This window comes from Mucilaginibacter terrenus, assembly GCF_003432065.1.
GTDB lineage: Bacteria > Bacteroidota > Bacteroidia > Sphingobacteriales > Sphingobacteriaceae > Mucilaginibacter > Mucilaginibacter terrenus.
The window spans coordinates 178074-199859 of sequence record NZ_QWDE01000004.1 but is presented as its reverse complement, the minus strand read 5'-3'; the positions used below and the strand labels follow the sequence as shown (position 1 = coordinate 199859).

The following is a 21786-nucleotide window of genomic DNA, read 5'->3' as shown; positions in this document are numbered from 1 at the left end:
GCTAGTCGTTGGTGCGTTTATTCTTAAGCCGATACCAGGCAAGATTAAATGCAATAACCGCATGATTAAGTACCGTAGGTAGCAAACCATAGTGTTTGCGCATAATGTCAAAACGTTCTTGCAGGCTTTGCCTGTGGCGAGCTTTAGACATACCACCTACCAGGTACTTGGCTACGTAACCTTCTACCTTAACAATTTTACGAGCTTTCTTAGCCGCGCCAATGATCCAGTCTATGTCGGCGCTTAGCTGGTATTTGCTATCGTATGGCGCAACAAGCGATCGCCGGATGTAGATGGCCTGATGGCTTACGCTCATTCCATATTTAAAGCTCCGCCAGGTGAAGTTCTCTGGTGCCTTATGCCGGCGTTGGCCAAGGCTGTTTCGCTCAGCATCCACCATTTCTGTTTCACCATAGTAGAGGTCTGCATCTTCTGACGTTCCGAAAACCCTTGCAACGGTGTCGTTCGCATAAAACTCATCGCCGGAGTTCATGAAAATTACATACTCACCAGTAGCCAGGTTAAGGCCTTTGTTCATGGCATCATAAATACCTTTGTCGGGTTCGCTTACCAGCTTTTTGATGCGGCTACTGTAGCTTTTGATAATCTCGAGTGTGCCATCGGTAGATTGTCCGTCTATAACTATGTATTCAATATTGGTGTAAGTTTGATTTACTACAGAGCGAATAGTGCGCTCAATGTCCCTGACATTGTTGTAGACAACAGTGATGACCGACAAGGTTGGGTTCATGCCATCTGCCTTTCAAGTAAAGAGTTGTAAAGTCCTATATATTGGCCCGCAACTTTACTATTGTTGAATTCCTGAAGCACCTTGGTTCTTGCTGCCTGTGCCATCAAGTGATGATCGCCGGAAAACAGTACCTGATGCACGCCTGCAGCAAGATCAGCCGCAGATTTGAACTCTGCCAGATAGCCGTTTATTTGATGATCTATCATATCCGGAATGCCACCTGTGTTAAATGCGCAAGCCGGTGTGCCACAAGACATCGCTTCCATAATGGTATTCGGCAGATTATCTTCTATGGAGGGCAGCAAGAAAACGTCGGCGAGGCTATATATCTCCGCCAAATCATCCGCCGAAGTAATAATGCTGAGCTGATGTACCTTAAAGGCAAGGCTTGTTACATCAAAGCGCTTGTTCTTACCGAAGATCACAATTTCAACATCCTGAGTGCCGGTATAAATATTTTTTAATGTTTGAAGTGCTTCAACCAGGTAGATTAAGCCTTTGCGTCTGTCAGCAATGTTAGCAGCCCCAAACAAGATTATCTTCTTGCCTGCATCTATATTCCACTTTTTACGTGCAGCATTTTTTTCTCTTGGTGAGAATACATCCGTATCAATAGGGTTTGGGATAGCTTGTATGCTGGCATTTTGTAGTAACGAACTCTCTTTGGCAACCTCTCCAAGCCAATTACTGCAGGTAACTACGCTAATGTTTTCGGCATTTATGAGCATGCGGTTCTTGCGTTGCCAGCCGGTATAGGATAGATCGTTTGGTTGAGGGTTACGCAAGAAATAACAATTGCCGCACTCGCGCTTAAAGTGGTCGCATGTACCGGCGTAATGGCACCCCCCGGTAAAAAGCCACATGTCGTGAAGCGTCCATACAACAGGTTTGTTCAGCCGGATAAGTTTCTTCAGATCGTTTGTTGACAGGAAACCGGAGTTTGTCCAATGAATGTGGAGGATATCAGCATCCTGAATCACTTTTTCCCGGCTAATATCGGTACCGGTGTTAGCAGTGGAGAACGCAAATCTAACGGTTCGGTCCCGCTCGTACAAAGCAATAAAAGGCAGCCGCTCTGCTAAGAAGTTGATGTTTGACCGAGCCTTGTCCCAGGCTGACCGCTCTGTGCTGTAAACAGCCGGGTTGTCGCGCTTTTTATGCTGCACTATAAGGGTGGCATCAACCTGCTGCTCACGTAGCGCTTTTAACAAGCGCATGCAAGCCTCCGCTGCGCCGCCGCCGGAATCTGCTGTGTTTATTAATGCAACCTTTATAGCCATGGTCAATTATCGGGCAAGTATACTGATACTAAATTAAAAATTTTACTTTTGAACACTTCACCCTAACAGGTGCCAAAAATTTGATTTAATATACAACGGCGCATGAACCCTTTTGCATATCTCTTCCAGGATTGGCAGGCCAACCGGGGCAATGTAAAGGCGCGTTTGGTGCTGTTTATGTTCCGGCTGGTAAATGGTATTAACCACTACATGCTGCTTAAGATCATCTTTTTTCCATACCTGATGTTCTATCGCTTTTTTGTGGAATGGAGCTTAGGAATAGAGTTGCCACGTAAGCTTCGCGCAGGTAGAAATTTAATTTTCTATCATGGGCAAGGATTGGTGGTAAATTACAAAACTATAATCGGGGAGGGCTGCACATTGCGAAACGGCGTAACTATAGGGAATAAGAAACTTGCTGACGGCACTTTAAGCAACTGTCCAAAAATAGGCAACAACGTAGACATAGGTGCTAACGCCTGCATAATAGGAGACATTACCATAGGCGATAATTGCAGCATAGGTGCTGGTGCTGTGGTAGTAAAAAGTATACCGGCGAACAGTGTAGCAGTAGGTAACCCGGCAAGGGTATTAGAAGATAAAACTACGGCTGTTGCCGGGTGAGCAGATAAATGGAGAATAACTTAACAGACAGAGCGTTTTGGAAAGCTTTTTGGGAGTCACGGATTGGGCTTATATTCAAGCTTAGACCTGATTATGTTTTTGGCGATATACTCGGCAAAATCATTAAAGATACCAACGCCAAAACTGCTGTGGAATTGGGTGGATTCCCCGGGTATTACGCCATTTACTTAAAAAAGTATAAAGGCTTAAATACCACATTGCTGGATTACTTTATCCATCGCGAGCTCATCAATAAGCTGCTATCTGCTAACGACCTTAAAGAAAATGATATTAACATCATAGAAGCGGACCTTTTTGCTTACAAGCCTGAAGAATTGTATGATATGGTGCTATCCTTTGGTTTAATAGAGCACTTTAACGATACTAAGTTTATAATTGGTGAGCACCTCAAGTTTTTGAAACCCGGCGGTACGTTGTTTATCACGCTGCCTAACTTTAAAAGTGTTAACGGCTGGGTTCAGCGTAAGTTCGACAAAGAAAATTACGACAAACACAACATTAACAGCATGGACCTTGCCCTGCTAAAAACCAGCTGCGAAGCGCTTGGATTGAAAAACGTAGAAGCTTATTACCATGGTAAGTTCAGCGTATGGCTGGAGAATAAATCTGTACAAAACAGCTTTACAAAGACAATTGTAAAGACGATATGGTTGGCCGGTAAAGCAGTTACCAGGCTGGTACCGGTAGATAGCAAGGCACTCTCGCCTTACATCGTTGTAAAAGCTACTAAATAAAAAACGCCCCCAGTGTTAGCTGTTGGCGTCGGGTTTATAATTAACTAAACTGAAAGACTTACTTTTTAACCGGTTTCTTACTGGTAATTAAAACAACGCCATTTAAACCCTTTGCGCCATATTTTATGATGGCAGATTTATCTCTTATCACTGAGATGCTTTCAATTGTGTTTGGGTTTATGTTGCCCAGTCCGTATACTTCTTTGCCGTCAAGTATATAAACCGGGTCGTTTGCTCCTCTGAGGCCAAAGGTGATTTGCTGCTTTGCTGTGGTATCTTTGCTTTCAAGAGTATACTTGTTCGGCGTGGTATTACCCTGTAACTGCACCTGCGGTGATTCATTTTCGACGGTTAAACTAAAAAGGATAGGTATAGTGTATTGTACCTGTACGGTTCTTCCGTTTTGTATGCCCGGGCGCCATCTAGGCATAGCATTAATCAGACGTACAGCTTCTTCATCGGCACCGTAGCCAATGCCGCGCAATACCTTCGCATTAAATATCTTGCCATCTTTGCCTACTACGAAAGAAGTGATTACTCGCCCCTGAATGTTGTTTTTACGTGCTTCTGCCGGATAATGTATATTGCTGCGGATGTAGTTGAACAAGGCAGCCTGTCCGCCCGGGAAAGTAGGTTGCTCTTCAACAGCGGTAAATACCTCGTTATCCGGAGCAGGGTCTATCTTGATCTCGTCTACCGTTGCTGATGTTTTTACCGGTGTTTTTTCTTCCGCCAAGCTAAAGCTGATGGGTACTGCGTATTGTACACGTACTTTCTTTCCGTTTTGGGTTCCAGGTGTCCACTTCGGTGAGTTTTTTAGGGCTTTTACAGCCTCCTCGTCAGTGCCGTACCCAACGCCGCGTACCACTTTAACATCTGTAAGGCTACCATCTTTTTCAACTATAAAAGATAGAATAACACGGCCTTGTATGTTCAGCTCGCGTGCTTTTTTAGGATACTTTACAACCCGTGCCAGGTATGCACCAAAAGCTGCATCACCGCCGGGGAAACCTGGCTGCTGTTCTACCTGCAGATATATCTGTCCATTATTTAAAGTATCAGCAATTGCTGCCGCTTTGGTTTCTTGTATCAGCTGTGCCAGGTCGGCGTCCCTTAACTGTTTTTTAAACGCGTCCTCAGGCTGGCCTTCTGCAGGTATCAGCATATCTGCAGGGCGGTTAAATACCCATTCGGCTTTGTTATTTATGCTGCTTACAGCTCTGCTGTTGCTTATGGTTGCTGATGATAGTACCAGCATTAGTATAAACAACGGGGCAGACATGCCGTATTTTAGCAATTTAATACGTGCCGATCTGTCCTTTTGCAGCATTAAGATGCGCTCCCTTAATAAACTTTTACTAAAAAAAGGGTTTACCAGGCTGTGCGCCGGTGTACTAAATGTTTGGCTCAGCAGCAGCATGGCATAATCAGCTTTGTTTGTGCCGGCTATAATGGCCTGTCTGTCGGCAATGTATTCGTGTATATGCTTTATGGCGAAACGGTACAGATACACTACCGGATTAAACCAATTAATGATCATTACCGCCTCTATAATAAGTACATCTGCAGAGTGCCACTGTTTTGCATGTACTTCCTCATGTGCTAGTATAACGTCACTGCCTTCGGCATCTTCGTCTACATTAATTTTGTTAAAAAAGGAATAAGGTACAGTTGGGCTGGCCTGTTTTATAATGCGCCTTAGTAGTATAAACTGCCACATCAAGCGCAAGGCCAGCAGCACCACTCCGCCAACATACAACATTACAAAAAGCTGCCCCATCGTGTATGGGCTATCCTTAATGGGTGCAAGTGCAGTAATATTTATGTCGGCGGTACCGTAAACTGCATATTGCACTTTTTGAGTAATAAAGAGGTCTTTTATCCAGTCTGACTGTATCATCGGGATAAAAAATGATAACAACGCTGCGCCTACCAGGTAAATGCGGTTGAGTTGAAAGAAAGTTTCGCGCCGCAGCAGCAGCGCGTAAAAGCTATAGAACAGTACAAGGTAAATGTTTACCAATAACAGGTAATTCCACCAGCTCATAACTACTTGTCTTTAAGTTTCTCAATTAATTTCATTATTTCATCTGCTTCTTTCAGGTCTATCTTTTCTTTTTTCACGAAGAATGATAACATGCGATTGACCGAGTTGTCAAAGTAGCCTGTAAGCAGTTTATCAGCAGCAAAAGTTTTATATTGTTCTTTACTGATGATTGGGTGATATTCATGGCTTTTACCATAGGCCGTATGGCCTACAAAGCCCTTAGTTTCAAGTATCCTGATAATGGTAGATACGGTATTGTACGCTGGTTTCGGCTCGGGTAAAATGTCTAGCACATCTTTAACAAACCCTTTTTTTAACTGCCAAAGCACCTGCATTATCTGTTCTTCGGCACGGGTTAACTCTTTGATTTCCATAATTGATCTTGCAACTTACTTAAGTAATAAACGAATGTAAAACTTTAAACGGAAAAATTAAACTAAATGTTTAGTTTTTTATTAAGTAAACTTTTATTTGCATGTTTGGTTGTTACCGCACAACCTTTTATAAATGGAGATTACTTTTCACGGCGCTGCCAGGAACGTTACCGGCAGCAAACACCTGTTGCGACTTGAGGACGGCACTACAATTTTGTTGGATTGCGGAATGTTCCAGGGACTGGGCGAGCAAACGGAAGACATGAACGAGCATTTTGGATTTAACCCCACCAAAGTGGATTACCTGATACTGTCGCACGCCCATATAGACCATTGCGGATTGATCCCAAGGCTGGTCAAAGAAGGTTTTGAAGGCCAAATATTTTGCACAGCACCAACCATGGACCTTACGCGGATACTGCTTATGGATTCTGCCAAAATTCAAATGCAGGATGTGGAGTACAGCAACAAGCATCGCGAGCGTAAAGGCCAGCCGCCATTAGATCCACTTTATACCGAAGAAGATGCGATAGCCGCAATGCGCCTCTTTAAGATTGTTGATTATCATGAAGAATATGAAATTACTCCGCGTGTCCGCTTTAAGTTTACAGATGCGGGCCACGTTTTAGGCAGTGCGGCGGTACACATAACCGTACTGGAAAATGCTAAGGAAACACAGATTACCTTCAGCGGTGATGTTGGCCGCTATGGCGACTTGCTGCTGAAAAGTCCGCAAACCTTTGCACAGGCAGATTATATCTTGCTGGAGTCAACCTACGGGGACAGCCTGCATAAGGATATTGGGCCTATCGAGGACGCGTTGTTGGAAGTGATTAAGCAAACCTGTGAGATTAAAAAAGGCAAAGTAATTATCCCGGCCTTTAGTGTTGGCCGTACACAGGAATTGTTATACGCGTTGAATTCACTTGAACTTAGGGGCGTGCTGCCGGACGTAGCTTATTATGTAGATAGTCCATTGTCAGAAAAAGCTACCCAGGTGTTAAAAGATCATCCGGAAGTTTATAATGAAGAAGTTGAAGAAGTTTTGAAGGTTGACGATGATCCGTTTGGTTTTAAAGGATTGCGGTTTGTGCAGAGCACTCAGGAGTCAATCGCATTGAATGACGATGCACGACCTTGCGTGATCATCTCGTCATCAGGTATGGCCGAAGCAGGAAGAGTAAAGCATCACATCAAGAACAATATAGGTAACGTGAAGAATACTATATTGATGGTTGGTTATGCCGAGCCGAACTCCTTAGGCGGCAAGCTGGCCCGTGGCGAAAAAGAGGTCTATATTTTTGGCGACCAATACACAGTTAATGCGGATGTGCAGTCCATAAAAAGCATGAGTGCTCATGGCGATTATGAAGACTTGCTGCATTTTCTGTCTTGCCAGGACCCGGCACAGGTAAAGAAACTGTTTTTGGTACATGGTGAATACGATGTACAGCAGCATTTTGCCGAAAAACTAAAGGAAAAAGGTTTTAAGAACGTAGAGATACCCTATCAGCATGAGAAAGTAGTGCTTGAATAAGGTTTAGCCCAGGACTTCTTCCAACACTTCGTGTGAGCGGATGTTTCCAAAGCCTTCTATATGAATAGCGTAATATTCCAGTAGTTTATTAATCAGGTACCTGCGCTCATCATTACTGAGCTTTATATCTTTTATCCGGCTAAAGCCGCTTTGCAGCAGGTTTTGGAAGTTGCGCGTATGTGGAGGTGATAGATAAGATAAACTTTCGGGACGATAGTTGGTAAACACGCCATCCTTCATGTCAAAATACATTGCATCTGCTGATTGTGTACTACGCGGGTAAAAACCAAGGAAGCGCGTTAGCTGTACCAGAAATACAAGATGAAAGTTGGCGATTCCGGTTGCGGCGTGATCCAGCCATTCTATAGCGTTAAAAATGAAGTCGAAGATATTTTCGTCGGGTGTTTGCTGTTTAACGGCTTTGTATAACACCTCGTTCAGGAACATGGCCAGGCTGCTCTTTACAATATCATACGGGATACTAACCAATACCGGCAGGTTTTTCAACTCGGATATTCGCTGAATGCTTCCTGCTGCTTTGTGATAAACTACCATATCTACCAGGTGCAAAGGCTGCAGCATGTTGCGGCTTATTTTAGCTTTAGGTTTCCTGGCACCGTTGATGATGTATGATTGCAGGCCAAACTTCTCTGTAAATATCTGCACTACCACGCTGCTTTCGCTGTAGTCGGTGGTTTTAAAAACTATGCCGCGCGTTTTATGCAGCATAGCCAAAAAGCAATAATAATTTTGGCAGATAGATGATGAGGCCGGTTATGAGCGCAAAAAAAGCAACAATCAGTACCGCGGCGGCACTGATGTCTTTAACATGGCCGGCTAGTACGTTGTAGCCAGGAGAAACAAGGTCGGTAAGCGTTTCTATTCCGGTGTTAAGCAGTTCAGTAAGGAGCACCATAGCAATGCACAGCAGTATCCAGTTCCATTCAGCAGCGCTGATGTGCAGCCAGAAACCCATTGCAATTGCAATTATAGCAGCAAACACATGTACCCGGAAGTTTATCTGCGTAGCAAATGCATACCGCAACCCTTTAAAGGCGAAAGTAAAACCAAGCAGGAACTTTTTCATGGGCGAGCTGTCACACAAATTTGCATAAAATATCAGCTAAAATCACCTGCCCGCCCTAAGTTGAGCAATCAGCAGCATAACAAAGCTAACACACCCTGCCAAACCAAAGCCGCCTGAAGCCCCACGAATTATTTGGAATACAAGCGGATTTTTTGGAGCGGGTACCAGAAGTACAACAGCAAAAAGCCCAATGGATATGCCAAGCAGTAAAATGGTGCGCGTTACCTGATTTTTCATTGCCGTAAATATACGTATTAGCAATAGGCATCATTGCCTAAAATTCTTACGTTTGCTTGTATACTTACACCATAATATGGATCTTAAACTAACCGGTAAGGTAGCTCTTGTGCTGGCAGCCAGCAAAGGTCTTGGTAAAGCAATTGCACAAACGTTGGCGGCGGAAGGTGCAAAGGTGATCATCGGCTCACGGGACAAAACTGAGCTGGATAAGGTAGCCGCAGAGATTTCCGCATTAACCAGGAACAAGATTGTGGCTATTGCTGTGGATGTATCCAAATCGGACGAATTAAGCGCTTTTATTGCGAAAGCTGCCGAAACTTACGGGCACATAGACATACTGGTGAACAACGCCGGAGGACCTCCTTTTGACAAGTTTGAGAACTTTGACGATGGAGCATGGCAGAAAGCATTTGACCTGAACCTGTTGAGCGTAGCGCGCACCAGCAAGGCAGTTTTGCCGTACATGAAGCCTACTGGCGGCGGGCGCATTATCAATATCATCAGTGGATCGGTGAAGGCGGTGCTGGCCAACTCAGTGCTTTCTACTGCGATGCGGATGGGGGTTGTAGGTATGGCAAAAATGATGGCCGACGAATTTGGGCCTTATAACATCACGGTAAACAACGTAGCACCGGGACTCATACTAACTGACCGTATAAAGCACACCTTACCTAAAGATGTGGATACAGAAACTGCAATGAAGGAAAAAGCAAAGGCCATTCCGCTGGGCAGAATTGGTGATCCTACAGAGTTAGCTGCTCTGGTAACTTTCCTGGCATCTCAACAGGCAAGTTACATTAGCGGCCAAACGATACAGGTAGATGGTGGTGCAAGCCGCGCCATTTACTAGGCCGCGAGGCGTTCCTGTTTTTCTTTGCGCAATTTAATGCCATAAGTGATCACACCCAGGAACGATCCAAAACCAAGACCGCCTGAGAAGCCCTGCAGGAAATTTGCAGGCTCTCCATTTCCGAAGGATAGCGTGTACGTTGATAATATGAACACGATAACCGATGCTATAGCAGCTATTAATGCAATGTAAAACCGGGTTGTTGTTGTCATACATTAAAGCTAGGAACAATACATGTTAAAAGCAAGGCTATTTCACTATCGACTTATCTCTTATAGCCTTAAACTCAGATCCTTTTTTCCAGCCGGGGAAAGTGTTTTCGCCTGCAAGCTTTACGCCTATGGCGTACATAACATCGGCAGCCTGAGCCATGCCATCGGTGTTCATCTCTTCGGTATATTCATCTGATGGTTGATGATACCGGTTCTCATTATAGTCCTTCTCTTTATCCTTTCCGAAGTTCTCGCCCTTGTCAGCAGAGGCTACGCCTGTGTGCATATCCAATGCGGGTACGCCAACCTTTGCAAAGTTAAAATGGTCCGAGCGGTAGTAGCTGCCCGAGCCGGGTGTAGCATCGCCGGTAACTGTCCAGTCATTTTGTTTGGCTATGGCTTCTACATAGTCGTCAAGATCGTTCTGTCCCTTACCGGTGATGGAAAGGTCGGTGGTTTCGCCAAAGGCTGATAAAGCATCAATGTTCAGATTGGCAACTGTCTTGTTCAATGGGTAAACCGGGTGTGTGCCGTAGTATTCGGAGCCGAGTAAGCCCTGCTCTTCCGCCGTAACCGCCAGGAACACAATGGAGCGTTTTGGCTTTTCTTTAGCCTGCACAAACTTTTTAGCTACACCCAATATGGCTGCTACGCCGCTTGCGTTATCAATAGCTCCATTATAAATGCTGTCGCCTTTTGCATCGGGTTTGCCAACACCAAAGTGGTCCCAATGGGCACTGTAAAGTATGTATTCGTTTGGTGTGGTGCTGCCTTTAAGCGTAGCTATTACGTTGTGAGATAATGAATACTTTAGCTTGTTCTTAATAGAAACCGATATATTGCTGTTCAGCGGAACGGCTTTAAAGTCTTTTCTGCGTGCATAATCGCGCATATCTTCACTGATACCCGCTCCTGCGAGCAGCTTTTTGGCTACGTCCTCCGTTATCCAGCCTTCTACCTGGCAGCGGTTCATGTGCTTGTCGGCTTGCTGGAGGTACAATTTAGCTCCGGTATTACTATTCCCGATTACCGAGAACGGGTAGCTTGCCGGCTCGGTCTGGTGTACGATAATTACACCTGCTGCCCCTTGCCTGGCTGCTTCCTCATACTTGTAAGTCCAGCGGCCGTAGTAGGTCATGGTATCGCCTTTAAACAGGCGCTCTTTTGCTTTAAAGCCGGGATCATTTACCAGTACCACTACGGTTTTGCCTTTTACATCAAGGCCTTTGTAGTCATTCCAGTTGTACTCCGGTGCTACTACACCAAAGCCGGCAAATACAAGCGGCGAGTTCTTTAGGTCAACGGTCGCCATCTCCCGGCGGGTGGTTGCTACAAAGTCGATGCCCGATCTCAGTCCTGTAAGGTTTGCCTTGCCGCTCACCTGAAAGGTGGGGGCTGCCGCAGGCGTAACTTCTACCATAGGAACATCCTGGTAGTAGCTGCCGTTATTGCCGGGCTCTAAACCAAGCTTCTTAAACTCAGAAGATATGTAAGCTATTGTCTTGTCCTCACCTTTTGTAAATGGCTTGCGGCCCAGTAGCGAATCATTGGCCAATACGGCGATGTGGTGTTTTATATCGGCAGCAAGCGCCGTGTCTGCCACGTGTTTTGTCGCGGCTTGCTTTTTATCGTTACTGTTGCAACTAACTGATAAAGCAGCAAACAGGGCAATTACAGGTAAGGCGTTTAGTTTCATAGGACTGATGAAGGTTGTATAGTTCAAATATAGTCATGAGAATGCTTATATAAAGCACTCCGTAGTGTAACAACTGTAACACGATAGGGTGTTACAGTTGTTACACTTAAATTAGGTTGTAAATTGATAAGTAGTTATATTACAATTACTTATGAAATATAGATGTTGCAACATGTTACAGTTTTTGATACCATGTTACAGTTTTTGAGAGGTGATACAGTGTGATGATATACCGATCAGGCTTAATTGCCGGTCAAAAATTAGGCATTATGATCAAAGCAATTTCCGGTCTGACCCGCTCCGGCGTTTATTGCCAGTCTGCCACTTGCCATTTTCAAATCACCCAAATTCAGCGGCTTTTCTAACTTTTTCACATAAAAATCAGTATTTTTGCAACCTTTAAAAATCGAGGCGAACATATTGATGTACAAGGAATATAAGCAGTTAAACCTGTCGCAAACAGGCAAGGATATACTTGACTTCTGGCAGCAGAACAACATATTTGAAAAGAGCATAAACAGCAGGCCGGCAAGCAAGCCGTATACCTTTTACGAGGGCCCTCCAAGCGCCAATGGCATGCCGGGCATTCACCACGTAATGGCACGCTCTATTAAAGATATTTTTTGCCGTTACAAAACGCTAAAGGGCTACCAGGTAAAACGCAAAGGCGGCTGGGATACCCATGGCCTGCCTATTGAACTTGCTGTAGAAAAATCGCTCGGCATTACTAAAGACGATATTGGTAAAAAGATAAGCGTAAAGGATTATAACGATGCCTGCCGCAAAGAGGTAATGCGTTATACCGACGTATGGAACGACCTTACCGAAAAAATGGGTTATTGGGTAGACCTGCAAAACCCATACGTAACTTACGAGAACGAATATATTGAGACGCTGTGGTGGATATTGCAGCAACTGTATAAAAAAGGCTGGCTGTACAAAGGCTACACCGTGCAGCCTTATTCACCAAAATCCGGCACGGGCCTAAGCTCACACGAGCTTAACCAGCCGGGGACCTACAAAATGGTGAAAGATACAACCATTACTGCCCAGTTTAAGGTACGGGATGAAGAAAAACATTTACTCCCGTTTGATACAGATGATGTAAGGCAGATTATACAAAGCACTGACGTTTTTATTCTTGCTTGGACTACAACTCCTTGGACGCTTCCCTCCAATTGTGCATTAGCCGTAGGCGAAAATATTGGATATCGTTATGTTTTATCCAAAAATAAGTATACTGGTAAAAGGGGTTTATTTATTCTTGCAGATGACTTACTGCCAAAATACTTTCCTCTTAAAGATAGGATTTTGTTAAACGAATGGGGAACAGAAAAGGAAGTTAATACTCCAGGTGCTTTTACCCCTTTAGATGATTTAACAGGCAGCCAGTTATTAGGCATACACTACTACCAATTGATGCCGTATGTAACCAACGAGGACCTGGAGAAGAATGCTTTTCGTGTAATACCGGCAGATTTTGTTACCACGGATGACGGTACCGGCATTGTGCACACCGCATCTGTTTTTGGCGCGGATGACTTTAGGGCATGTAAGGAAAACAACGTGCCTTCGGTAATGGTGAAAGACGAGACCGGCAAGGATGTACCGCTTGTAGATAAGCAGGGCCGGTTTGTTACGGAAGTTACAGATTACGCCGGCCGATACGTTAAAGAAGAATATTATACCAGCGAAGAACGTGCTGCTGCCGACTTTAAGCCTACTGATGTACTCATCTCTATAAAGCTTAAGGAAGAGAACAAAGCGTTCAACGTGCAAAAATATGAACACAGCTACCCGCACTCGTGGCGCAGCGATGAGCCGATCTTATACTATCCGCTGGATAGCTGGTTTATCCGCACTACTGCTGTTAAGGACAAGATGGTGGAGCTGAACAAAACCATTAACTGGAAACCGGAGAGCACAGGCACAGGCCGTTTTGGCAACTGGCTAGAAAACCTGGTAGACTGGAACCTTTCCCGTTCACGCTATTGGGGTACCCCGCTGCCGATATGGCGCGAGGAGAATGGTGGCGAAGAAAAATGCATTGGCTCTATTGCGGAGCTTAACGCTGAAATTGAAAAATCGATAACCGCCGGCTTTATGCCCGCAGGCTTTAAGCTGGAAGATATGCACCGCCCTTATGTGGACGATGTTATCCTTACTTCATCAAACGGTAACAAGATGTTCCGCGAGCCGGACCTGATAGACGTTTGGTTTGATAGCGGCGCCATGCCGTACGCGCAGTGGCACTATCCGTTCGAGAACAAGGACGAATTTAAAAATGCTTACCCGGCAGACTTTATTGCCGAAGGTGTTGACCAAACCCGTGGCTGGTTCTTTACCCTGCATGCTATAGCTGTAATGCTGAGCGAAGCAAGCGAAGAGGTGAAAGAAGTAAATGCTGCTGTAGGTAATGGCGGCATAGCGTTTAAGAACGTGATAAGCAATGGCCTGGTGCTGGATAAGAACGGCAACAAGATGAGCAAACGCCTCGGTAACGGGGTAGATCCGTTTGCAACCATTGAGCAGTATGGGCCTGATGCCGCCCGCTGGTACATGATAAGCAATGCCGCACCATGGGACAACCTTAAATTTAATATAGAAGGACTGGACGAGGTACGCCGCAAGTTCTTCGGTACGCTTTATAATACTTATTCGTTCTTTACACTGTACGCCAATATTGATAAATTTAATTACAGCGAGGCGGAAATAGACTTTAACGACCGGCCGGAGATTGACCGCTGGATCATCTCTTTGCTAAACACATTAAGCAAGGAAGTGGATGCTTTCTGCGCGGATTTTGAGCCGACGAAAGCCGCACGTGCTGTACAGGAATTTGTAGACGCGCACCTGAGCAACTGGTATGTTCGCCTGAGCCGCCGCCGTTTCTGGAGGTCAGACAATTCCGAAGATAAGCTTTCTGCCTACCAAACCCTGTATACTTGCCTGATCACCATCAGCAAACTGATGGCTCCTATAGCCCCGTTCTTTGCTGATCGCTTATACCGTGACCTGAACGAGGTAACGCGCAAGGAAGAGTTTGAATCGGTACACCTGGCTTACTTCCCTGAATATAATGCCGCACAGGTTGATACCGCTTTAGAAGAGCGTATGCAGCTGGCACAGGATGTATCATCGCTGGTGCTTTCTCTACGTAAAAAGGTGAGCATACCGGTACGCCGGCCGCTAAGTAAAATATTGCTGCCGATACTGGATAAGACCTTTAAAGAGCAGGTAGAAAAGGTGAAGGACCTTATCCTGTCTGAAACCAACATTAAGGATATTGAATACATTACCGACACAGCCGGTTTTGTTAAAAAGAAGATAAAGCCAAACTTTAAGGCGCTGGGCGCTAAAGTGGGTAAGGACATGAAAGACGTTGCCGCTGCCATTAACGCGTTTGAACAGGCAGATATAAGTCAACTGGAAACAGATGGTACCATTGCCGTACTGGATAACAAGTACCAGATAGCACTTACAGATGTAGAAATCATAGCTGAGGATGTACCGGGTTGGCAAGTTGCTAACTTGGGAAAACTAACCGTGGCTTTAGATGTTACGATAACCGAAGAATTAGAGCAGGAGGGTATAGCACGCGAGTTGGTTAACAGGATACAGAACTTGCGCAAAGACAAAGGATTTGAAGTGACCGACAGGATAAATGTAAAGGTGAATTGCCCGGGCAATATCTGGAAAGCGCTGGAAAACAATTTATCTTATATTTGCGCCGAAATTTTAGCTGACAGCGTAGTGCTTGATACTGAGCTGCATGAAGGCGACAAAGCAGAGATAGACGGAATTGAACTAATAATATCTATAGAAAAAGTTAAATGAAAGAAGAATCAACAAAAACAAGATATTCTGACTCAGAGTTGAAGGAATTTAAAGACCTGCTGTTAGAAAAATTGCGCAGCTCTAAAGAAGAGCTGAACGCATTGGCTACATCGCTTAGCTCGCCTAACGCGAACGGTACTGATGACACTGCCGGTACTTACAAAACACTGGAAGACGGCTCCGCTACTTTAGAGAAAGAGCAAATAAACCAGTTAGCTGCCCGCCAGAAAAAGTTTATTGAACAGCTTGAAGCTGCTTTGGTACGTATAGAGAATAAAACGTACGGTATTTGCCGCGAAACAGGCAAGCTTATTCCTAAAGAGCGCTTGCGTGCGGTACCGCACACCACGCTTACTATGGAAGCAAAATTAAAGCAATAAATGAAGGCTGCTTATACGAAACCCTTCCTTACTGCCGCGTTGATTGTACTGCTCGACCAGATCATTAAGATCTGGGTGCGGAAGAACATGTTCCTTGGCGAGGAGATACACTTCCTTGGCAACCGTGGTATGCTGCGCTACATCGAAAACAATGGCATGGCATTTGGCATGGAACTGGGCGGTGAATTTGGAAAGCTTGCCCTTACTTTGTTTCGTATAGTAGCAGTTTGCGGGATAGGTTACGGCCTGGTATATTTGATTCAGCACAAGTACCACCGGGGGCTTATTATGATGGTGGCCCTTATTTTAGCCGGAGCGGTAGGTAACATTATCGACTCGACCTTGTACGGCGTAATTTATCACTACGCGCCGTTGTTTCATGGCCGTGTGGTAGATATGTTTTACTTCCCGCTGCTCACCGGCAATTTCCCGGCGTGGGTGCCTGTATGGGGTGGAGAAGATTTTATATTCTTCCGGCCGATATTTAACCTTGCCGATTCGGCAATATCGGTAGGGGTTGTCCTTATCTTATTTAATCAGAAACGGTATTTTAAGCAACCCGAACCGGAGGAAAGCCAACCCCACAGCGAAATGGTGGAAGACTAACACAACTATATAAAGGCCGCGTAAGCGGCCTTTCTTGTTTTAAGTGCCGCCTTGCAAAGCACGCTTAATGTGTTTTGCGTATATTAGTGCATCTACATTAAAAATGATCAACTATGAAAAAAGCTTTAATGGCCATAGTGCTGCTATCCGTCTTCTTCGGATGTAAGAAGAGCGATAATCCCGGAGGCGTTACGCTGGTTGGTAAATGGCACCTAATTGCCGACACGGTACAAACTTATACAGCCGGTGCTTTGGTAAAAACGGAAACAGGTAGCAACACCAAAGCAGGCTATAGCGATCTGCAGTTCTACCGTACCGGCGAGTTTGATATATACAATACTGAAACATATGCCAACAAGCCAACCTATACGTCGTCAGAAAGCTCGCTTACGCTCTCTTACCCGGCATCTGAAGCAGGCGCACCCGCCCGGACGCAGAACGTTACGATAAAGGCCCTTACCGAAACCCGGCTATTGCTTTATTACCCGCCCGTAAGTACCAATGGCCAGGCAATTACATTTGATTTTGTTAAATTAAACTAAGCACCAATATGAAAAAGTTTCTTTTGTTAGTAGCTGTAATAGGCTGTGTGAATATCGCCGCCGCACAGGACAAACCTCATTTATATAACCCCGCGGCAGATGCAAAGGCAGACATAGCCGCAGCAGTAAAACGCGCATCGGCAACGCACAAGAACGTGCTGCTGCAAATTGGTGGTAACTGGTGTGTGTGGTGCATACGCTTTAACGACTTGGTTACCAAGAACGACACGCTGAACAACTATCTTACAAAGAACTACGAAGTAGTACACGTGAACTATAGCCCGGAGAACAAGAACGAAAAGCTGCTTGCCGAACTGGGCTACCCGCAACGGTTTGGCTTTCCGGTGTTCATTGTATTGGATGGGAAGGGTAACCGCCTGCATACTCAAAACTCATCGTACCTGGAAGAAGGCAAAGGCCATAGCAAAGCTAAAGTATTGGAGTTCCTGGAAAGCTGGTCACCTTCGGCGCTAGATCCTAAGAATTACGTGGAGAAAGCGAAGTAGGGATAATACAAGGTCGGATATTCTTTAGCTACATGCTGCGTTTGCTGCTGTCGTATTTGAGGCGGCAATGCTGCAAAATAAAGAGGGTTACCGTTCATCACGGTACCCTCTTTTTATCTTACGGACTTTCCGATCTTGGACTTCCGAGCTTATTCTACCACGCTTACACGCAGCATATTTGTTTTACCTTGTTTAGAGATAGGCACAGCAGCGGTGTTAATTACCACATCGCCTGTACGGATAAGGTTCTCTGTTTTCAAAATCTGGTTTACATCATTTATGGTATCGTCGGTGCTCTCCAGTTTATCGTAGAAGAACGCACGTACACCCCATACCAGGCTTAGCGCGTTAAGCAACTGCCTGTTAGATGTAAAGATATAAGTACCGGCTTTAGGGCGGTAGCTAGATATTTCGAATGCGGTGTAACCAGATGTGGTCATAGACACAATGCCGCTGGCTTTTGTATGTTCGGCCAGGTATACGGCAGAACCACAAAGGTTATCGCTCAGGAAATTAGGTGAGGTAGGATCAAGGTTCTCTGCTTTAGAAGCGTTGAACGGATAACCCAGGTCTTCTACGTTGCGAACGATCTTGGCCATTGTCTCAATAACAATCACCGGGAACTCACCAACGGAGGTCTCACCGCTTAGCATTACCGCGTCAGCACCATCCAGTACCGAGTTGGCAACGTCGTTCACTTCCGCACGTGTAGGGCGCGGTGTAGTGATCATTGATTCCAGCATCTGTGTAGCTACAATTACGGGTTTGGCAGCATCGCGGCATTTACGGGCAATCATCTTTTGCAGCAATGGTACTTCTTCAAGCGGCATTTCCACACCAAGGTCGCCACGGGCAATCATTACACCGTCGGTAGCTTCTATAATAGCGTCTATATTATCTATCGCTTCAGGCTTTTCTACTTTGGCAATTACGCGGGCAGATTTACCGCTTTCGCGAATGATGCGTTTAAGATCTATAATGTCCTGGCCGGTACGTACAAAAGAAAGGCCTATCCAATCCAGGTCCCACTCTAAAGCATACTTAAGGTTATAAAGGTCTTCTTCGGTAAGGCTCGGGATAGATACTTTAGTGTTCGGCAGGTTAACACCTTTACGTGATGTTAATATACCACCGTGTACAACCTCGCAAATAACAGTATCCAGGCGATTGGTTTCAACCACTTTCAGCTGCAGCTTTCCATCATCTAAAAGGATGATCTCGTTTGCCTGTACGTCTTGAGGGAAGGTTTCGTAAGTAATGTATATCTGGCTGTCATCACCTATACACTCCTTAGTGGTAATGTTTATACGTGTGCCGTTTATTAAATGTATACCGCCATCTTTTACTAAACCTATGCGGATCTTAGGTCCCTGCAAATCGGCAAGGATACCCACATTGGTCTTGTATTCGCTGTTAATTTCGCGAATGATATCTACAACTTTCTTGTGGTCTTCTGGTTTGCCATGCGAAAAATTAAGGCGGCAAACGTTAAGGCCGGCCCTGATCATAGAAAGTAAAACGTCTTTCTTGGCTGATGCAGGCCCCATGGTAGCAACAATCTTGGTGCGGTTATAATAATAATTCATACTGTCGGGTTTAAACTGGGCTGTGTGCAGTAGTGTATTCTTGACACATCTAAATTTCCGCTAAAATAAAAGATTTTCGCGTGATTTTACTTTTTTCGGGTCAATCTTTACAGCTGCAACAACTTCGGGTATTTTATTTAGGGACGAAATTATGGTTTCGAGGTCACTTTCATCAATATAATTTTTAATAATCATAAAATAGTCTGCCTCGCGCATTTCGGGTACCAAATACCCTTCGTACCCTTTGTTGGCAATAAATATGAAATCTGTCTCGGTATTTTCCCAGCTGTACAGGTAATTGGAAAACAGCACGGGCGACTGATTAGCCCCTATTTCCAACTCAAGATCCTCTACCTTCACGAAGTTAAAGTTAAGGCTCTTATTAATAAGGTAGCAAATGCGGTAGTCTTTTAAGGACGTAGTTAACGCGATAAGCACAAAATCAAAATCGATCTCAAACTTTAAATTTTTCCTGCTCAAAATCATTACTTTTACGGCGTTAAATTACCAATTGAAACCTTTGCTGTAAAATATTGTTCACGTAATTATGCGAAGTTTTTTAGGTTTGATATTTAACATAATTTATTTTTCTTTGCACTGAAAATTTATTAATCATTAAAAATTAAGACTATGTCTGATATCGCTTCAAGAGTAAAAGCTATTATCGTGGAAAAACTGGGTGTTGACGAAAGTGAAGTTACCCCGGAAGCTTCATTCACCAACGATCTTGGTGCCGACTCTTTAGACACCGTGGAATTGATCATGGAGTTTGAAAAAGAATTTAACGTTGCAATTCCTGACGATCAGGCTGAAACTATCGGTACTGTAGGCCAGGCTGTTGCTTACCTTGAAAAAAACGTTAAATAAGCTCCTCTTAAAACTATTAAATGGAGTTTAAAAGAGTTGTTGTAACCGGGCTTGGAGCGCTTACTCCGATTGGTAATTCTGTAGCAGAATACTGGGACGGACTAATCAATGGGGTAAGCGGCGCTGCCTATATCAAGAGTTTTGACGTAGAAAAGTTCAAAACCAAATTCGCCTGCGAAGTAAAGAATTTTGACGCGGAAGGTTTTCTGGGCCGTAAAGAGGCCCGTAAGCTGGATCCGTTTGTTCAGTATGCTTTATTTTCGACAGAAGAAGCCGTTAAGGATGCCGGATTAGATTTTGAGAAACTGGATACCAGCCGTATAGGCGTTATCTGGGGATCGGGCATCGGCGGTTTAAAAACGTTTTTAGATGAGGTGGTAAACTTTGCCAAAGGTGATGGCACTCCTAAGTTTAACCCCTTCTTTATTCCTAAGATGATAGCTGATATTGCTCCAGGGCATATCTCTATTAAATACGGTTTACGCGGCCCCAACTTCACTACGGTTTCTGCTTGCGCATCATCAAATAACTCGCTTATTGATGCTTTTAATTATCTGCGTTTAGGCAAGGCGAACATGTTTATTACCGGTGGTTCTGAAGCGATAATCAACGAAGCCGGTATTGGCGGGTTTAATGCTATGCATGCCTTGTCTACCCGTAACGATGATCCGGCTACTGCGTCACGTCCGTTCGATCTTGATCGTGATGGGTTTGTTGCAGGTGAAGGCGCAGGAACCATAATACTGGAAGAACTGGAGCATGCTAAAGCGCGCGGTGCAAAGATTTATGCCGAAATGGTAGGTGGCGGTATGAGTGCCGATGCGTATCACATGACGGCTCCTCACCCGGAGGGTCTTGGTGCATCGCTGGTAATGAAAGCTGCTTTAGAAGACGCCGGTTTAACTCCTGCTGACATTGATTATGTGAATGTACACGGTACATCTACACCAATTGGCGACCCTCAGGAAGTAAAGGCAATAACTGATGCTTTTGGAGACGAGATCTACCGTATAAATATTAGCTCTACTAAATCAATGACCGGTCACCTGCTTGGTGCTGCCGGTGCTGTTGAGGCAATTGCATCTATATTAGCGTTAAAGCACGATATCATTCCGCCAACCATCAATCACTTTACTGATGATCCGGCGTTTGATCCAAAAATTAACTTCACGTTCAACAAAGCGCAAAAGCGTGTTGTAAACGTGGCGCAAAGCAATGGCTTTGGTTTTGGCGGACACAATGCTTCTGTTATATTTAAGAAATACCAGGAATAACCTTTTTGGATGCCACTTAGCCGCTTTTACAAGCTTTATTTTTCGCCCAACAGAAAATATGTTAAGGTTTTAAAGAATTTGCTCGGTTTCGTGCCGGGCAATTTGTCTTTATACCGGTTAGCATTCAGGCATAAATCTGTAGCGCAGAACATAAAAAAAGGGGTTAAGAATAGCAACGAACGGCTGGAATTCCTGGGCGATGCTGTGCTGGGCAGCGTTGTGGCTGAAGTGCTGTTTAAGCTTTACCCATACGAAGATGAGGGCTTTTTAACCGAACTGCGGTCTAAAATTGTAAGCCGTAACAACCTTAACGCACTTGGCAAAAAGCTTGGCTTTGATAAACTGATTGATTTCGACCCCAAAATATTAAACTCCGGCAGGCAGGGTTCACTGCTTGGCGACGCTTTCGAGGCGCTTATTGGCGCGGTATACCTCGATAAGGGGTACGACTTTACCAAGAATTTCCTCATCAACCACATCATCAAATCTCACATTGATATTCATAAGCTGGAGCAGACTGAAACCAACTTCAAAAGCAAGTTAATTGAGTGGTGCCAGCGTCATGGTAAAGACATCAGCTTTGATGTAATAACCAACCAGGAAGGCGAGAGTGCTAAGCTATTTACTATACAAGCTATTATAGATGGCGAGGTACTTGGTTCGGGTAAAGAGTTCAGCAAGAAGAACGCCGAAAAACTGGCTGCCGAAAAAGCTTGCGCCGCACTGGGTATATAG

Annotated in this window: 23 protein-coding genes; 12 read left to right on the top strand and 11 right to left on the bottom strand. The window is 44.7% G+C overall.

What is annotated here, in order from left to right; all coding sequences use genetic code 11:
• Position 1 precedes the first annotated feature (1 nt).
• Positions 2–751 carry a glycosyltransferase family 2 protein gene (locus tag DYU05_RS18270; RefSeq protein ID WP_117384588.1) on the bottom strand — a complete coding sequence of 250 codons (750 nt, stop codon included), beginning with the start codon at positions 749–751 and terminating at the stop codon, positions 2–4.
• Positions 748–2031: a glycosyltransferase family 4 protein gene (locus tag DYU05_RS18265; RefSeq protein ID WP_117384587.1), complete on the bottom strand. Its 1284-nt coding sequence runs from the start codon at positions 2029–2031 to the stop codon at positions 748–750. The genes DYU05_RS18270 and DYU05_RS18265 overlap by 4 nt, the downstream gene beginning before the upstream one ends.
• A 102-nt stretch (positions 2032–2133) precedes the next feature.
• Between DYU05_RS18265 and DYU05_RS18260 the strand changes: the two genes are divergently transcribed.
• Both DYU05_RS18260 and DYU05_RS18255 read left to right on the top strand, forming a co-directional pair.
• A complete protein-coding gene (locus DYU05_RS18260; protein WP_117384586.1) occupies positions 2134–2655 on the top strand; it encodes a serine acetyltransferase in 522 nt (173 codons plus the stop codon).
• An 8-nt stretch (positions 2656–2663) separates the two neighbouring features.
• Positions 2664–3410 (top strand): class I SAM-dependent methyltransferase, encoded by a 747-nt coding sequence (locus DYU05_RS18255; protein WP_117384585.1) that lies wholly within the window; start codon positions 2664–2666, stop codon positions 3408–3410.
• A gap of 58 nt (positions 3411–3468) precedes the next feature.
• On the opposite strand, the gene DYU05_RS18250 is transcribed toward DYU05_RS18255, so the two are convergent.
• Positions 3469–5457 carry a M56 family metallopeptidase gene (locus tag DYU05_RS18250; protein WP_117384584.1) on the bottom strand — a complete coding sequence of 663 codons (1989 nt, stop codon included), beginning with the start codon at positions 5455–5457 and terminating at the stop codon, positions 3469–3471.
• Positions 5458–5459: 2 nt separating this feature from the next.
• Positions 5460–5831, bottom strand: a complete 372-nt coding sequence (locus tag DYU05_RS18245; protein WP_117384583.1) for a BlaI/MecI/CopY family transcriptional regulator — start codon at positions 5829–5831, stop codon at positions 5460–5462.
• A gap of 133 nt (positions 5832–5964) precedes the next feature.
• Between DYU05_RS18245 and DYU05_RS18240 the strand changes: the two genes are divergently transcribed.
• Positions 5965–7368, top strand: a complete 1404-nt coding sequence (locus tag DYU05_RS18240; protein ID WP_117384582.1) for an MBL fold metallo-hydrolase RNA specificity domain-containing protein — start codon at positions 5965–5967, stop codon at positions 7366–7368.
• A 3-nt stretch (positions 7369–7371) separates the two neighbouring features.
• On the opposite strand, the gene recO is transcribed toward DYU05_RS18240, so the two are convergent.
• From recO to DYU05_RS18225, 3 genes are read right to left on the bottom strand one after another with little or no spacing between them, the layout of a single operon-like run.
• Complete coding sequence (gene recO / locus DYU05_RS18235) at positions 7372–8097, bottom strand: DNA repair protein RecO (RefSeq protein WP_117384581.1); 726 nt, start codon at positions 8095–8097, stop codon at positions 7372–7374.
• Positions 8087–8455, bottom strand: a complete 369-nt coding sequence (locus DYU05_RS18230) for a diacylglycerol kinase family protein (protein ID WP_117384580.1) — start codon at positions 8453–8455, stop codon at positions 8087–8089. The genes recO and DYU05_RS18230 overlap by 11 nt, the downstream gene beginning before the upstream one ends.
• A 42-nt stretch (positions 8456–8497) precedes the next feature.
• On the bottom strand, positions 8498–8692 hold the full coding sequence (locus DYU05_RS18225) for a hypothetical protein (RefSeq protein WP_117384579.1): 195 nt from the start codon (positions 8690–8692) through the stop codon (positions 8498–8500).
• 76 nt (positions 8693–8768) lie between these two features.
• Between DYU05_RS18225 and DYU05_RS18220 the strand changes: the two genes are divergently transcribed.
• Complete coding sequence (locus tag DYU05_RS18220; protein WP_117384578.1) at positions 8769–9545, top strand: SDR family NAD(P)-dependent oxidoreductase; 777 nt, start codon at positions 8769–8771, stop codon at positions 9543–9545.
• On the opposite strand, the gene DYU05_RS18215 is transcribed toward DYU05_RS18220, so the two are convergent.
• Together DYU05_RS18215 and DYU05_RS18210 are read right to left on the bottom strand one after the other, a co-directional pair.
• Positions 9542–9757 carry a hypothetical protein gene (locus DYU05_RS18215; protein WP_117384577.1) on the bottom strand — a complete coding sequence of 72 codons (216 nt, stop codon included), beginning with the start codon at positions 9755–9757 and terminating at the stop codon, positions 9542–9544. The genes DYU05_RS18220 and DYU05_RS18215 overlap by 4 nt on opposite strands.
• 37 nt (positions 9758–9794) lie before the next feature.
• Positions 9795–11453: a M28 family metallopeptidase gene (locus tag DYU05_RS18210; protein ID WP_117384576.1), complete on the bottom strand. Its 1659-nt coding sequence runs from the start codon at positions 11451–11453 to the stop codon at positions 9795–9797.
• 423 nt (positions 11454–11876) lie between these two features.
• Between DYU05_RS18210 and ileS the strand changes: the two genes are divergently transcribed.
• From ileS to DYU05_RS18185, 5 genes are all read left to right on the top strand, one after another.
• A complete protein-coding gene (gene ileS, locus DYU05_RS18205; protein ID WP_117384575.1) occupies positions 11877–15290 on the top strand; it encodes an isoleucine--tRNA ligase in 3414 nt (1137 codons plus the stop codon).
• Entirely contained in the window at positions 15287–15670 is a 384-nt protein-coding gene (locus DYU05_RS18200) for a TraR/DksA family transcriptional regulator (protein ID WP_117384574.1), read from the top strand. Before ileS ends, DYU05_RS18200 begins: the two co-directional genes overlap by 4 nt.
• On the top strand, positions 15671–16276 hold the full coding sequence (locus tag DYU05_RS18195; RefSeq protein WP_117384573.1) for a lipoprotein signal peptidase: 606 nt from the start codon (positions 15671–15673) through the stop codon (positions 16274–16276).
• 113 nt (positions 16277–16389) lie between these two features.
• Positions 16390–16818: a hypothetical protein gene (locus DYU05_RS18190; RefSeq protein ID WP_117384572.1), complete on the top strand. Its 429-nt coding sequence runs from the start codon at positions 16390–16392 to the stop codon at positions 16816–16818.
• An 8-nt stretch (positions 16819–16826) separates the two neighbouring features.
• Positions 16827–17324, top strand: coding sequence for a thioredoxin family protein (locus DYU05_RS18185; protein ID WP_117384571.1), 498 nt, complete (start codon positions 16827–16829; stop codon positions 17322–17324).
• A 149-nt stretch (positions 17325–17473) separates the two neighbouring features.
• On the opposite strand, the gene pyk is transcribed toward DYU05_RS18185, so the two are convergent.
• Positions 17474–18910, bottom strand: coding sequence for a pyruvate kinase (gene pyk / locus DYU05_RS18180; protein WP_117384570.1), 1437 nt, complete (start codon positions 18908–18910; stop codon positions 17474–17476).
• Between the two features lie 60 nt (positions 18911–18970).
• On the bottom strand, positions 18971–19396 hold the full coding sequence (locus tag DYU05_RS18175; protein ID WP_235854057.1) for an IPExxxVDY family protein: 426 nt from the start codon (positions 19394–19396) through the stop codon (positions 18971–18973).
• A 144-nt stretch (positions 19397–19540) separates the two neighbouring features.
• On the opposite strand from DYU05_RS18175, the gene DYU05_RS18170 reads away from it, so the two are divergent.
• From DYU05_RS18170 to rnc, 3 genes are read left to right on the top strand one after another with little or no spacing between them, the layout of a single operon-like run.
• Positions 19541–19777, top strand: a complete 237-nt coding sequence (locus DYU05_RS18170) for an acyl carrier protein (protein ID WP_031266521.1) — start codon at positions 19541–19543, stop codon at positions 19775–19777.
• A gap of 20 nt (positions 19778–19797) precedes the next feature.
• Positions 19798–21051, top strand: a complete 1254-nt coding sequence (gene fabF, locus DYU05_RS18165) for a beta-ketoacyl-ACP synthase II (protein ID WP_117384569.1) — start codon at positions 19798–19800, stop codon at positions 21049–21051.
• A 9-nt stretch (positions 21052–21060) separates the two neighbouring features.
• Positions 21061–21786, top strand: a complete 726-nt coding sequence (rnc, locus tag DYU05_RS18160) for a ribonuclease III (protein WP_117384568.1) — start codon at positions 21061–21063, stop codon at positions 21784–21786.

Excerpts from the sequence above, each read along its gene's own strand:
- DYU05_RS18240 (WP_117384582.1), top strand. The coding sequence starts at position 5,965 with ATGGAGATTACTTTTCACGGCGCTGCCAGGAACGTTACCGGCAGCAAA.
- DYU05_RS18190 (WP_117384572.1), top strand. The coding sequence starts at position 16,390 with ATGAAAAAAGCTTTAATGGCCATAGTGCTGCTATCCGTCTTCTTCGGA.
- DYU05_RS18250 (WP_117384584.1), bottom strand. The coding sequence starts at position 5,457 with ATGAGCTGGTGGAATTACCTGTTATTGGTAAACATTTACCTTGTACTG.
- DYU05_RS18185 (WP_117384571.1), top strand. The coding sequence starts at position 16,827 with ATGAAAAAGTTTCTTTTGTTAGTAGCTGTAATAGGCTGTGTGAATATC.
- DYU05_RS18270 (WP_117384588.1), bottom strand. The coding sequence starts at position 751 with ATGAACCCAACCTTGTCGGTCATCACTGTTGTCTACAACAATGTCAGG.
- DYU05_RS18195 (WP_117384573.1), top strand. The coding sequence starts at position 15,671 with ATGAAGGCTGCTTATACGAAACCCTTCCTTACTGCCGCGTTGATTGTA.
- DYU05_RS18170 (WP_031266521.1), top strand. The coding sequence starts at position 19,541 with ATGTCTGATATCGCTTCAAGAGTAAAAGCTATTATCGTGGAAAAACTG.
- DYU05_RS18215 (WP_117384577.1), bottom strand. The coding sequence starts at position 9,757 with ATGACAACAACAACCCGGTTTTACATTGCATTAATAGCTGCTATAGCA.
- DYU05_RS18245 (WP_117384583.1), bottom strand. The coding sequence starts at position 5,831 with ATGGAAATCAAAGAGTTAACCCGTGCCGAAGAACAGATAATGCAGGTG.
- DYU05_RS18225 (WP_117384579.1), bottom strand. The coding sequence starts at position 8,692 with ATGAAAAATCAGGTAACGCGCACCATTTTACTGCTTGGCATATCCATT.
- pyk (WP_117384570.1), bottom strand. The coding sequence starts at position 18,910 with ATGAATTATTATTATAACCGCACCAAGATTGTTGCTACCATGGGGCCT.
- DYU05_RS18175 (WP_235854057.1), bottom strand. The coding sequence starts at position 19,396 with ATGATTTTGAGCAGGAAAAATTTAAAGTTTGAGATCGATTTTGATTTT.
- fabF (WP_117384569.1), top strand. The coding sequence starts at position 19,798 with ATGGAGTTTAAAAGAGTTGTTGTAACCGGGCTTGGAGCGCTTACTCCG.
- ileS (WP_117384575.1), top strand. The coding sequence starts at position 11,877 with ATGTACAAGGAATATAAGCAGTTAAACCTGTCGCAAACAGGCAAGGAT.
- DYU05_RS18255 (WP_117384585.1), top strand. The coding sequence starts at position 2,664 with ATGGAGAATAACTTAACAGACAGAGCGTTTTGGAAAGCTTTTTGGGAG.
- DYU05_RS18230 (WP_117384580.1), bottom strand. The coding sequence starts at position 8,455 with ATGAAAAAGTTCCTGCTTGGTTTTACTTTCGCCTTTAAAGGGTTGCGG.
- DYU05_RS18220 (WP_117384578.1), top strand. The coding sequence starts at position 8,769 with ATGGATCTTAAACTAACCGGTAAGGTAGCTCTTGTGCTGGCAGCCAGC.
- rnc (WP_117384568.1), top strand. The coding sequence starts at position 21,061 with ATGCCACTTAGCCGCTTTTACAAGCTTTATTTTTCGCCCAACAGAAAA.
- recO (WP_117384581.1), bottom strand. The coding sequence starts at position 8,097 with ATGCTGCATAAAACGCGCGGCATAGTTTTTAAAACCACCGACTACAGC.
- DYU05_RS18265 (WP_117384587.1), bottom strand. The coding sequence starts at position 2,031 with ATGGCTATAAAGGTTGCATTAATAAACACAGCAGATTCCGGCGGCGGC.
- DYU05_RS18200 (WP_117384574.1), top strand. The coding sequence starts at position 15,287 with ATGAAAGAAGAATCAACAAAAACAAGATATTCTGACTCAGAGTTGAAG.
- DYU05_RS18210 (WP_117384576.1), bottom strand. The coding sequence starts at position 11,453 with ATGAAACTAAACGCCTTACCTGTAATTGCCCTGTTTGCTGCTTTATCA.
- DYU05_RS18260 (WP_117384586.1), top strand. The coding sequence starts at position 2,134 with ATGAACCCTTTTGCATATCTCTTCCAGGATTGGCAGGCCAACCGGGGC.